General features: G+C 40.7%; 5 protein-coding genes. All 5 read left to right on the top strand.

All coding sequences use genetic code 11. The annotated features are described in order from the left end of the window. Nucleotides 1-328: 328 nt before the first annotated feature. The 5 genes from AAC854_RS08240 to AAC854_RS08220 all read left to right on the top strand — a co-directional run bounded on the left by AAC854_RS08240 (nt 329) and on the right by AAC854_RS08220 (nt 14,171). Nucleotides 329-1,204 carry a 3-hydroxyacyl-CoA dehydrogenase family protein gene (locus AAC854_RS08240; protein ID WP_340616666.1) on the top strand — a complete coding sequence of 292 codons (876 nt, stop codon included), beginning with the start codon at nt 329-331 and terminating at the stop codon, nt 1,202-1,204. Continuing rightward, entirely contained in the window at nt 1,201-2,262 is a 1,062-nt protein-coding gene (locus AAC854_RS08235) for an HAD-IIIC family phosphatase (protein WP_340616665.1), read from the top strand. Before AAC854_RS08240 ends, AAC854_RS08235 begins: the two co-directional genes overlap by 4 nt. A 12-nt stretch (nt 2,263-2,274) precedes the next feature. Next, the gene (locus AAC854_RS08230) at nt 2,275-2,532 is read left to right on the top strand and encodes an acyl carrier protein (protein WP_340616664.1); all 258 of its coding nucleotides are present in this window, start codon (nt 2,275-2,277) and stop codon (nt 2,530-2,532) included. Between the two features lie 7 nt (nt 2,533-2,539). Then, entirely contained in the window at nt 2,540-3,691 is a 1,152-nt protein-coding gene (locus tag AAC854_RS08225; RefSeq protein WP_340616663.1) for an acyl-CoA dehydrogenase family protein, read from the top strand. Nucleotides 3,692-3,899: 208 nt separating this feature from the next. After that, nucleotides 3,900-14,171, top strand: coding sequence for a beta-ketoacyl synthase N-terminal-like domain-containing protein (locus tag AAC854_RS08220; protein ID WP_340616662.1), 10,272 nt, complete (start codon nt 3,900-3,902; stop codon nt 14,169-14,171). The last annotated feature ends 151 nt before the right edge of the window (nt 14,172-14,322 follow it).

The raw sequence follows: 14,322 nt of genomic DNA, 5'->3' as shown, positions 1-14,322 counted from the left end.
ATTTATGGTTTTAATATCTTTTTTATTTCTTATTAATTGATAAGGTATATTGCACCTGTGTTTTTAGTGTTAGTTTTTCGAAATTAACCTGAAGATTGTTTTTTGATTTATAAATTATTTCATAAGTCAACTCTATTTGATTTAAAAAATAGAGTTGACTGTGCTGTCAAAATTTTTTTGCGGAAAATATGAATTTTACATTGGTTTTAAGGCCATGACTTAAGGGCGGTAGCGTATCTAAATAACACTGATGAAATCGGGCCTTATATATTTTGTTTTTATCTTTTCCGACAAGCTGATTTTAATCATAAAAAGTGGGGGGTAATCGTTGAAAATATCAATTATTGGTGCCGGTGTTATGGGATTAGACACTGCAATAACATGTGCTGCATATGGACATAATATATTACTTATAGATATATCCTCAGAAGTTCTGGTAAATCTTGCTTCGCGAGTTTCAAGTGAATTCCGTTTATATCGGATGCTTAAACCTGAATTTAAATCTCTGGATATATCAGAATTGAAAGCACGGATTCAATTTACGTCATCTTATGAAGAGATTGAAGATTGTGACTGGGTAATTGAAAATGTCAACGAAGAGTGGGCGACTAAACAGGATGTTTATAAAAAAATAACGCCATACATTAAGCCTGAAACTTATGTTGCTGCAAACACAAGTTGTATATCCATCACAAAAATTGCAGCAGCGTTACCTTTTCCTCAAAAAGTACTTGGCCTCCACTTTATGAATCCCGTGCCTATAAAGAAATGTGTAGAAGTGATTAAAGGTTTCCATACTTCCGAACAAACATTGACTGAGGCAAAAAAATTCTTACAGAGCATTGAAAAAAATCCTGTGATTGTAGAAGACTTTCCCGGATTTGTTTCTAATCGGCTTTCTCACTTATTCATGAACGAAGCGGCATTTCTCGTACAGGATAATCTCGCCAGCCCACAAGATATTGATCGCATCTTCAAAGAAGGTTATGGACATGCTATGGGGCCATTAGAAACCGCAGACCTGATTGGGCTGGATACGGTCGTTAACTCTTTGCAGGTTCTCTATGAAAGTTATCAGGACCCGAAATACCGTTGCTGTCCTCTGCTAAGGAAAATGGTTGAGGCGGGAAATCTTGGTAGAAAAAGTGGTAAAGGCTTTTTTAATTATAAAAACAGCAATGATAAAAATGCGGAATATTCATGATGGATGACTTAACAAATAAGCGGGTAAGCAATGATATACCGGTAAAATGTATCATCTGGGATTTAGACAATACGCTATGGGATGGGGTTCTTTCTGAAGGGGATGATCTTAAGTTAAAGCCCGGGATAGAAAAAATCATCGACCAATTTGATCAAATGGGTATTTTGCAGTCAATAGCAAGCAGGAATGAAGCGTCTGATGCTTTGGAAATGCTGAGTAAGTTTAATTTGAAACACTATTTTATTTACCCCCAAATTCATTGGGGCGCTAAATCTTCCTCGATTGAAAAAATTCAGAGAAGTTTAAATATTTCAGCGGATACATTTATTTTTGTGGATGATCAGATTTTAGAAAGGGATGAAGTTAACGCTAAATTCCCGGAAGTCACCTGTATTGATGCGCTGGAATATCAATCAATACTTCATTTGCCGCGAATTGCCAACATGGAAATATCGGATGATGCAAAATTAAGAAGGCAGCGTTATCAAGAAGATATTCTGCGTAAAGAAGAGGAAGATGAATTTATTGGTACATCAGAAGAATTCCTCAGCCAACTCGATATGAAGTTTTATATCGCCAAAGCCAAACACGAAGATCTCCTTCGGGCTGAGGAACTGACACAACGGACTAATCAGCTTAACTCAACAGGGATAACTTACAGTAGAGAAAAATTAAATGAATTAATTCACTCAGATGATTATGGCGTATTTGTTTTTGAATTGGTGGATAAATATGGTTCGTATGGGAAGATAGGTCTGGCATTAGTACACTATAAAGAAGGGATTGATTACATTAAATTATTGTTAATGTCCTGTAGAACACTTTCCCGTGGGGTGGGCAGCATAGCATTGACCTATATTATGCAGCAGGCAAAAGCAAAAGGGCATAAGTTGTATGCTGAATTCAGGCGTACACCTCGTAATCGGCAAATGTTTGTGACTTACCAATTCTCAGGGTTTAAAGAAATAGAAAAATTTGCTGATGAGACGATGCTGTTTGAAAATACGTTAGGGCAAGTGCCTGACTTCCCTTACTATGTTGATGTCATTATAAATTAATAGGATATGATAATGAGAGATCTGGACACAATTTCCCAAGAGATTCGTGAATTTATTGAAAATAATATTTCTGTATTTGATGATGATGTTGAGTTGTTGGACGATACCAATATATTTACAAGTGGTTTGGTTAATTCACTTTTTGCCATGCGTTTACTTTGTTTTATCGAAGAGAAATGTTCTATAACCGTACCGGATGAATATATAGAGCGTGAGAATTTTGTTTCAATCAATTCAATGCTGAACTTAATTAATAAAATAAGAGAGTAAGATTTATATGATAGGACATGAAATTCATTCTTTGGTGGAAGCCGCGAAGAAATTTTCAGATAACGTATTAAGGCCCGCCGCAACTTTAATTGATAAACAGGGTAGAGTGCCCGGTGAAATTATCACTGAGATGGGAGCACAGGGATTTTTAGGCGCGATGTTACCCAAAGAATATGGCGGGCAAGGTATGGACCCTCTTTCTTATGGTTATTTGACTGAGGAAATCGGTAAAGGATGTAATTCAACACGCGCTCTATTAACGGTTCACACAAGCTTAGTGGGTGAAACCATTGCAAAACTAGGAAGCCACCCGCAAAAAGAAAAATATTTACCGCCAATGGCAAGCGGTGAAAAAATCGCATGTTTTGCCTTATCTGAACCGGAAGCCGGCTCTGATGCTAATGCCATCAGAACAAAATATGAAGCCACGGAAAATGGGTTCAGAATTAACGGCAGCAAAAAATGGATTACTTATGCAGGGATTGCTGATTTATTCCTCGTATTTGCCCGTTGCGAAGAAAAAGTGAGTGCATTCATCGTCGAGTTTGGGGTGAAAGGGTTAACGAGAAAACCAATGCAGGACTTAATGGCAAGCCGTGGTGCTTATTTATCAGAACTTTATTTTGATCATGTAGAAATACCCAGAGAGAATTTAGTCGGGCGTGAGGGAGAAGGGTTTAGCTTTGTCGCTAATACCGCCCTCTACTTTGGCCGCTACAGTATCGCCTGGGCGGGTGTTGCTATTGCCCATGCCGCGTTGGAAGAGATGGTGACTTATGCGCGTAAGAGGAAACAATTTGGTCAAAAAATCGCACAGCATCAACTTATTCAAGGCATCATTGCTGATTCAGCGACGGCATTTTATGCCGCCAAAGCCACGTGTGAAAAGATTGGTTATTTAAGGAACCAGGGTGATCACAATGCCATTATGGAAACGAATATAGCGAAATATCATAGCTCGGCAGTCGCTATGTTGGTTGCCAATAACGCCGTTCAGGTTCTCGGAGGAAATGGGCTATCCAGCCGATATCCGGCAGAAAGGTTATATCGTGAAGCCAAAGTTCTGGAAATTATCGAAGGAACTAATCAAATTCAGCAAATGCTAATCTCGCAACATGCCTTGCGTAGTTTTTATAGAAAAGACTCGATTATTGAGTGATACCTATAAACGTACGAACCTATCAGCAAATCCCGAAAATTTAAAATTAGCTATATAAACTAATCCGGGGAAACCTGAATACTGAAATTCGTAATGAATTTGATGCCTTGAACCAATATGACATTTTCTTCTTTATAGAAATAATTAATTATTTAAATTGAAGAAGCCAACTCTTTTTATTAACAAATGATTATAATAAAGGTTAATTATGGTAAATAATCTTACTGGTCTTGAAGTTGCCATAGTTGGAATGGCAGGTCAGTTCCCCGGTGCAGATAACGTACATGATTTTTGGGAAATGCTCCGTGATGGAAAAGAAGGTGTTAGCAGATTCACGCAAGAAATATTAGAAAATAATGGCGTATCGGCTGAAGAATATTTACATGAAAATTATGTTCCTGCCAAAGGTGTAATCAATAATCCATATCATTTTGCGGCTGATTATTTCGCAATTAATTACTCAGATGCAGAAAAAATGGACCCGCAAACTCGTTTGATGATTGAAAACTGTTGGCAGGCACTTAACCATGCTGGTATTGATGCCAAAAATTATCCGGGAGAAATTGGTGTTTACGCAGGAGCAGGTAATCAGTGGTCATGGTTTAAAACATTAAATACAGAATTCAGTTCTGCGGCAGAACAGTTCCATGTCGCCACATTAAATGACTCGGCATTTTGTTCCCGTATTTCCTATTTACTGAATTTACGCGGCCCGTCAGTCACGATACAAACAGCATGTTCAACTTCATTAGTTGCCGTGCATACAGCGTGTCAGGCTCTGCAAGCCGGAGAATGTGAGGTTGCTTTAGCTGGGGGCGTCAGCGTAACGCACCCGCATCAAACCGGTTATATGTATCAGGAAGGGATGATAAATAGCGCAGACGGCAAAACACGGGCATTTGATGAATATGCGGGTGGTACGGTATTCAGTAATGGCGTTGGTGTTGTTGTACTAAAAAGATTGAGTGATGCGATAGAAGATAACGATAGAATTTATGCCGTTATCAAAGGCAGTGCAATTAATAATGACGGCAGTGACAAAATAAGTTTTACTGCCCCTAGTACTCTGGGGCAGCAAAATGTGATTCAGGCTGCATTAGATGTCGCAGAAGTTGATCCCGACAGCATTAGTTATATAGAGGCACATGGGACAGGAACTTTACTGGGAGATCCGATTGAAATTGCCGCCTTGAAAGCCGTTTTTAACGGGTCACAATCTTGTGCTATAGGTTCCGTCAAATCAAATGTGGGGCATTGTGATACCGCCGCAGGGATAATATCACTGATAAAACTCGCCTTATGTGTCTATTTTAAAACGTTAGTGCCATCCATTAATTTTGAGAAAGCGAATAAAAAATTAGAATTAGAAAAAACACCTTTTCATGTTAACACGCAGACAAAAAACTGGCTCAGTAAAACGGATGAACTCATCACTGCTGGCGTCAGTGCCTTTGGTGTTGGTGGAACCAATGCGCATCTTGTGCTCCAGGAATTTGGGGAACAAATGGAACCCATTTCGCCAGAAAATTTAAATTATGAAGAACTTCCGAATCGAATTGAGTTTAAACCGTTAATAAAACCAGATACTCCCCATCATCTGACCGATGAGCAGGAAGAGAGTGTCATTTTTGCAGAAAAAATCGACATTAAATCCCTGACTAAAAATATATTGGATATTTTTAAAGTCTATTTTTCAAATAAGAAAATTTCGCCAGAGGATAATTTCTTTGATATCGGTGCCAGCTCTTTAGATATCGTTCAGCTACACGAAAAGATCAATAACCATTACGCAATAAAATTAGCAGTTAATGATTTTTATCGCTATACAACCTGCCAGAAACTTTCTGAAAAAATACACAGCTTAATCGGTGAAGCACCCCCTAAAATCATAAATAAGCCGAAAAAATCAGCAAGGGGAAAGGCGTCAGGCAGTGAAAAAAGCGTATTTAATGATTATCCGGCACATGCCATTGCCGTCGTTGGCATGAGCGGCCGATTCCCCGGCAGTCATAACATACAGGAATATTGGAAAAATATACTGTCTGGCAAAGAAGGTATTTCTTTCTTTACGGATGATGAACTAATCGATGCCGGGTTTCCTGAACACATTTTCAAGAATAAGCATTATATCAGGGCAAAAGGCATTATTGAGCATTCACTGGATTTTGATAAAGACGCTTTTGGCTATACAGCCCGTGAATCACAATATATGGACCCACAATTCCGTTTGCTGCATGAAATAACGTGGCAAGTGCTGGATGATGCGGGATATGGTAACCCAAAATACCGCCCTGTCACGGGGCTGTTCGCCTCTTCCGGCTCTAATTACGCATGGTTGGATTTGGTAAAAGATGAAGTACAGGACACCACAGAACAATTTGGCATTGGGTTGTTAAATGACCGGGAGTTTCTCACAACCAGAATCGCTTACAAATTGAATCTTACCGGGCCGGCCGTGACCGTTCAGAGTGCGTGTTCCAGCTCTGCGTTAGCCATAACGCTTGCGTGTCAGAGCCTGCGGGTCAATCAGTGTGATTTGGCGCTGGCCGGAGGTGTTTCCGTCACCGTGCCGATAAAAAGCGGTTACATGTATGTCAATGGAATGGTGAATAGCGCAGATGGTCATTGCCGCCCGTTTTCTGAAGATGCCAGTGGTACTGTTTTCAGCGATGGTATTGGCATGGTTGCTTTAAAAAGGCTGGAAGATGCCATTGAAAATAATGATCATATTTATGGCGTCATTGTTGGTTATGGCGTTAACAATGATGGTCATGAAAAAGCAGGATTTACCGCCCCGAATGCAAACGGACAATCTGCCTGTATCAAACAATCTTTAGAAATGGCGGGTCTCTCTGCCAATGACATTGAATATCTGGAAGCGCATGGAACGGCAACACTGGTTGGCGATGAAGTTGAATTAGAAGGCATTAAAGATGCTTTAAACGTCACCAGCGACCACCCTAAAACTTGTCATATCGGCAGCGTTAAATCGAACATTGGTCACACCGATAGTGCCGCAGGTGTTGCGGGGGTTATTAAGGCACTGCTGGTGTTGAAGAATAAGAAGATCCCACCCACTTGCCATACTGAAACTGCGCATCATTTATCGTTGGAAGGTACGCGGTTCCGTTTGATCAATACCGCCACTGATTGGGAAGATAACAACAATATCAGAACCGCAGGTGTCAGTTCGTTTGGCATTGGCGGAACCAATGTGCATATGACCGTCCAATCAATCTCAGATCAAACCAGTAACGGGCAGGAGCGTGCAGAACTCATCACGCTTTCAGGCAAAAGCAGAGAAGGGGTGATTAAAACGGCAGAAGCCCTGAGCCGGTTTTTGAGTGCAGAAGTTCATACGAAGGCGCTTTCTGATATTGCTTATACACTCCAGATTGGGAGAGGAGAATATGAATATCGCACCTCGTTTGTTGCAGGAAATACAGAGGAGCTCAACACCGCATTATCTGGTGTTAAAGAGACAGACAAGATCGCGGAAATTTCCTCTGATCACATACCGGGTATTGTATTCATGTTTCCCGGTCAGGGTGCCCAATATATCAATATGGCAAGGGATTTATACAATGAGCTGAGTATTTTCAGAATGCAGCTTGATGAGTGCCATGAATATCTATCAGAGCATTTTGGCATAAATTTACTCGCATTACTCTATGATGAGAAGAGTCAGGAGAGTGCAGAAAAACTCCGTAACACTCAATTTACCCAGCCGGTTATTTTTGCCGTATCTTATTCTCTTGCCAGAACTTTGGAGGCACTGGGAATAGAAATGAACGCAATGATTGGCCATAGTATTGGTGAATACGTTGCAGCAGCAATGGCAGGCGTCATGACATTGGATGAGGCCCTGAAACTCGTTGCTGTCAGGGGCCTTATCATGCAGGAATGTGAACCCGGAGCGATGTTGAGTGTTTCGGCGGGCAGAGAAGATATTGAGCCTTATTTGACAGATGAAGTCACGCTGGCAACGGTAAATTCATCGAGTGCCTGTGTTATCGCGGGGCCGCAGGTTGCAGTTGAGAAAGTTCAGCAGAATTTGCTGGCACAAAATTACCGTACCCGATTACTGGAAACCTCTCACGCCTTTCATACCTCAATGATGAAGCCTGTTGTAGAGAAATTTAAACAGGTTTTGCGGGAAATAAAGTGGAAAAAGCCCAATAAAGCCTACATATCAAATGTAACGGGCCAATGGATCACAGCAGAACAGGCAAATTCTGTCGATTATTGGGTTTCGCACTTGTGCCAGACAGTCGAATTTCATCAAGGTATTCTGACTTGTTTGGAACAGTCTGAGCTGAACACCTTTATTGAAGTCGGGCCGGGCAGAACATTGTCTACGTTTGTTAAACAGATTGTTGCGACGAATCCAGATATCTCTGTTATTAATGTGATGCGTCATCCATTAGAAGAGGAAAACGACAGAGTTTATTTATTAAAATTACTCGGACAACTCTGGATGAAAGGCCAATCTATCAATTGGCCGATCATTTACCAAAATCTGAATCCAAAACGAGTGAGTTTACCCGGTTATCAATTTATTTCAGAAAATATGGAGCTTGGAAACTCCGGCGCCAGTTTGAAAGATTCAGAAAAAATATCTGAAATTCGAATCCCCAAAAATAACATTTCAGAATGGCTCTATAGTGAAACATGGCAGGATGCTCTCTTGCCAAATAAATCGAGCCAATCTGACGTGAAAATGGCGCTCTGTTTTGTGCCGGACATCGAGTGGTGTGAGCCTCTTTGTCGTCATATGAATATTGACGAAAAAGCAGTAAGGTTTGTGTTATCAGGCGATAATTACACCACTGTGAACAATGTTATTACCTTGTCAGCAGGAGAAGTCAGCCATTTCGAAAGACTGTTTAATGAATTAAAAGAGAATCAATTACAACCTGATTCGATAATATTTGCCTGGCCTTTATCGGGAAGCGATGAAGTAAAAAGCACGTGGTTTTCTGCCATTACTCTGCTTCAGGCATGGACAACCGTCGGAAATATGTGTGATTTCCGTTTGTTGCTGGTTAATACGGAACAACCGGAATCCAATATGCTCAATGGCTTAGTAAAAGTCATTACGCAGGAAGTCAGCAAATGTCATCCCAGATTAGTACAAATCAACCCGACAGAATCGATTGAAAAAAACTGTGAGATATTAACTGAAGAATTATTAGCAACAGATGAGCGATTTATTGTTCGCCGGACAAAAGAAGGGTGTTCAAAGCAAGCCTATGAGCGGCTTGCAATAAACCCACTGAAAGAACGCTCGCTCCTTAAACCGCAGGGTATATATCTCATTACCGGAGGATTGGGGGATTTAGGGCTTTTATTTGCAGAACATCTCCTGAAAGAATATCGGGCGACAGTGATACTTACCGGGCGAAGGGAATTACCTGATCAGCGTGAATGGAAACAAGCCATTAAATCGCATTCGCCATCCTTCGAAATATTGCAGCGGCTCGATAAGCTTTCCGATCTTGGTACAGGAAACTTAGCTTATTATGCTGCCAATGTCGCTGATAAGTCTGCAATGCAACGTTTATTAACGACGATCTCCGAACAATATGGAGAATTGAATGGCATCATCTGTGCGGCGGGTGTCACGGAAGGAAACTCATTCCAGGGCATTAATAGGATAACGCTGGACGCCTGTTTACCACAGTTAGAAACCAAAGTTGAGGCTTATAAGATTCTGGCAGAATTAACAGAAAACCAGCCACTGGATTTCTGCCTGCTTTGTTCTTCAATTGCTGCGGTACTGGGAGGATTGAGTTTCTCTGCATATAGTTCTGTCAGTGCGTTTGCTGATTCTTTTGCGAAGCAACAAAGCAAGAAAGGTAAGCCCTGGATTAGCGTTAACTGGGATGGATGGGTTTTCGAACGTAATGATTCGGGTGATGCGCTGGGCTCCTCATTGAGTCAGCTTTTAATCGAACCCGATGAAGGGATTAAAATTTTAGAGCGTGTTTTACAATCACCATTAAGAGATCAAATTATTGTTTCCACTGGTGATCTAGATAAACGTTTTGCACAATGGGTTGGTAGTTATTTAAAAACATTTGATATTAATAAAGTCAATCAATCCCAACGAAAAACAATTTCCAAAGTCCAAATCGTAGAAACTATCCTTTCGGTGTGGAAAGACTTTTTAAAAATAGCCCATATTAACCGTGAAGATAATTTCTTTGAATTAGGTGCTAACTCATTGGATCTGGTTCAAGTTAATAAAAGATTAACTGATGCACTCAATATCGATATTTCCGTTGTTGATATGTTTAGTTATCCCACTTCTGATCTATTAGCTGACCATATAACAAACCAGTTTGGAACAGTCAGTACTGATAACGTTCAGGATGAAAGCGTTGAAGATAGCTATAACCGTGCTTATGCAGCTGAAAACATGATTAAACCGGAAGCGATATTTGATAAACACATTGCGATTATCGGCGTAGCCGGAAAATTCCCGGGTGCTGAGGATATTCATGAGTTTTGGGATAACTTATGCTACGGAAAAGAATCAATCAGCACAATGAGTAAGGAAGAGCTCATTGAAGAAGGTATTGATTCAGCATTATTAGACAATCCGAATTATATTCGGGCCAAAGGTATTATGCCTCATTCGGGTGAGTTTGATGCTGAATTCTTTGGTTATACCCCTTACGAAGCGCGTCAAATGGATCCGCAGGTACGGGCTATGCATACTTGCAGTTGGCAGGCATTGCAGGATGCGGGAATATCGGCAAAAAACAATAAGCTGAAAATCGGCTTATATGCGGCTGCATCAGGGAATTTACAATGGCTAGCGCAAGCAATGGCAATGGCGGAAGGCAGTGCGGGTCAATATAGCGCTATGGTGGTTGCAGACAAAGATTATATGTCGACGAGCGTGTCATATAAATTAAACTTGTCCGGGCCAAGTATGGTTATCTCAACGGCCTGTTCTTCATCGCTTGTTGCCGTTAGTGAAGCGGTTAAATCACTGCGTGCGGGAGAATGTGATGTCGCTCTGGCAGGCGGCGTTTCAATTACCTTGCCAATCAAAGCGGGCTATTTATTTGAAGAGGGTATGATTTACTCTAAGGATGGAAAATGCCGGCCATTTGATATTCAGGCAAACGGAACGGTATTTAGCGATGGCGTTGGTATGGTGGTGCTGAAACCACTAAAACAGGCAATAGCAGACAAGGATAATATTTATGCGACTATTATCGGCAGTGCAATTAACAATGACGGGGGCATGAAAGTCGGTTACACCGCGCCAGGCACAAAAGGTCAGATTGACGTTATTCAGGCTGCATTACGGGATGCAAATGTATCATCAGAAAGTATCAGCTTTATAGAAACACATGGTACGGGAACGAATTTGGGTGATCCCATTGAGTTCAATGCGCTGAAACAGGCTTTTTCAACGGATAAAAAGAACTATTGCAGAATTGGCAGTGTGAAATCAAATATAGGCCACCTGAATTTTGCTTCCGGGATCTCCGGGCTGATTAAAGCCGCATTATCCATCAAACATAGGGTACTGCCACCCACGATAAATTTCGCCCGTCTCAATAAAGAAATGGATATCACGAACAGCCCATTTATCGTTAATAACCAATATACGGAATTACGTGACAGTAAGAACCCAATCAGGGCAGGCGTCAGTTCTTTTGGCTTGGGTGGAACGAATGTGCATGTTGTACTTGAAGAATTTCAGGTTGATCAGAACAAATCGTCCAGACAAAACGTCAATAATCGATTGCCATTAATCTTGTCAGCACCGGATGAGAAATCATTGCAATCCTATAAAAAACAATTGAAGCAGGTAATTCAGAGCGATAACCAACAACTGAATGTGAGTGATATCACTTATAGTCTGATGTTAAGGGAGCCAATGGCATCACAATTTGTTGCTACAGTAAACAATCGTGATGAATTGGTTCAGGCGCTGTCTTCAACAGAAAAAGACAATATTAATATATCACTTGGTATTAAGCGAAAAGTGGTATTTTTGTTCCCTGGCCAAGGTGTTCAATATAGGGCTATGGGGCAGGATCTTTACAACAACAATGTGTTATTTAAACAATGGTGTGATAAAGGATTTGTAATTGCGAATAATTATTGCACTACTGACTTGAAAGCATTGCTTATTAATGACTCTCAGGATGAGCATGTTTATGAAACGGAATTTGTCCAACCGTTGCTGTTTATTATCGAATATGCGCTGGCACAAGTTCTGAAATCTTACGGTATCACCCCCGATGTAATGATAGGCCATAGTTTGGGGGAATACGTGGCAGCGACACTGGCCGGAGTATTCTCATACGAAGATGCGGTTAGAATTATCTGCATTCGCGGTCAGTGTATGCAGTCGACAGAAGCGGCGGCTATGCTTGCCGTCATGTCTTCAACCGAGAAAGTGAAAGAAATAATAACTGGGGATATTGAAATTGCCTTAGACAACAGTAGTGAGCTTTGTGTTGTCGCGGGATCTGATGATGGAATAACCCAATTCGAAGAAATTTGTCGCGGGTTATTCATTAAAACGAAACGTCTGGAAATTAAAAGAGCGTTCCATACCTGTTATATGGACCCTGTGCTGGACAAATATGGTCAGGCTTTCAAAGAAATCACACTCAATAAGCCTCAAATTGATTTTATATCGAATGTAACGGGAACGTGGGTTGATAACAACAAAGTCATGGCAAGCGACTATTGGGTTAATCATATTCGCCAACCTGTACTCTTTAAACAATCTATTACGGCGATCTTAGAAAATGATAATTGCCTGTTTATAGAAGTCGGGCCGGGAAGTGGACTTTCTACTTTCGTTCAGAATCACTCAGATTATGGCGTAAATCATGCTTGTATCTCATGGCAAAGCCATAAGGCCAGAGACATGAGTCACCATAATGAGCTGATAGAAAAATTAGCCCTGATCTCCTTACAGGGTGTTGATGTGAATTGGCAGCAGGAGATCAATGTTCAGCAACCTGAATTGATTCATCTTCCCCCGACACCGATACGCGGAAAAGCATACCCGACAGATATTAAAAGGTTGCAGGCATTATTTTCTGGCAATTCCCCTCATGTTGTTGAAAAAGAAGAAAGGAAAGAAGAACACGCTAAAGTGGCCAACACAATCAGAGCGGCCAGCACAAATATCAACTTGCTGGTACAGGAACGGGATAGAGTTATCACCGGGTTAGGTTCTATTTGGCAAAGCATTCTTGGTATTGATAGCGTTGAAAACAGTGATGACTTTATTTCTCTGGGCGGGAGTTCTCTCTCCGCAGTGCAAGTGGTTGCAAAAGCGAAGGCAATCAATCTACCGATTAACATGAATATGTTGCTGTCGGGCCAGACTCTGGCTGAGATAAGCCAGCTATTAGATAATGACCTCAAGATTGAATATAACGGTTGGAAATTCAATGAGCGTTTTTCACCTGAATTATATCCAACGTATGCCAGTTGCTTGTATTCGGCAGTCAGAGAAAAACTGAAACATGAACATCATCTAAACTGCGATGATGCCATTATGCAGGTTTCAGATGGCAGCCACTTAATTGGCATTGTATTACAACAGGCTGAAAATAAAGTTAGATTAGCTAATCAGGAGGTTAACTTTGGTAATATGCTTGGCTGGCCTTCATTAGAAGAAAATTATGCTTTCTCTTATGCTAAGACATTCTTCGAAGATTACGAATCCTATCAGAGCTACTGTGAAAAAGAGTTATCTCTTGGGAATGTCGTCATTGTAACCGGAAGTGACTACTATCTGCCTTTTTCACCTTCATACGGTTTATCAGAGGCGGAGTATATAACAAGGCCGCTATTCCAGGATATCGTGCTGGAAGACGAGACAATCCCGCATGCTTTTGTACTGGTTGGCAAGACCGATGCAGGGTATCAAATATATGATGGAAGCTTCCAATACTTTGGGGAGATCAGCGCACAGGAATTTGAGAAGACGGTTGTAGGGTTCAGGGGTTTAGATTTTATGGAGTCACATGAAGTCTTCAATAAATCCCGGCCTTATTTAGTGATTACCGTAAATTGCACTGGTGATTTTCCTGATAGCGATGGACAGAAGGAAATCATTTTAAATAACCTGATGAATGATTTTAGGAGAAAAGAAGAGATAAAATATAATGAAAACGAGTTTTCTTGTTATATAGGTCTGGCCGCGATAGAAAAAATTATTGAAACCCCAGAGCTATTAACGAACAGTACGGCTAATGATCTGGAGGAAATATTTACACGTTGGAATAATCAATTTAATTCATTAAGGAATTTTTTAATTTTCGTAAGACCAGAACATGCCGAACAATTCGAAAGCTCATTCTCTTTTATCAATGGAAGAATGAAAGAATTGATTGCATCGTGTCAGAATAATGACCATGACAGGAATAGGCTAAATTGCTTGAATCTCATAAAATCGGAATTGAATTCCGTTATTGATATTCTCGGTTAATAAGACTTTCACCTTTCAGGTTGTTTTTTAGTGAAATGTATCATTCCGGTCATATAGCTGACTATATGACCGGAAGTAATGACACAATATAACCCGGAATGTATTGGGTATAACCATGATTTAGAGCCTGCTGGGAGGCTCTTATAGTCAT

It is taken from the genome of Xenorhabdus entomophaga, assembly GCF_037996725.1.
GTDB classification, from domain to species: Bacteria; Pseudomonadota; Gammaproteobacteria; order Enterobacterales; family Enterobacteriaceae; genus Xenorhabdus; species Xenorhabdus khoisanae.
The sequence above is the reverse complement of the archived record's forward strand: the minus strand, read 5'-3'. Positions and strand labels throughout refer to the sequence as shown.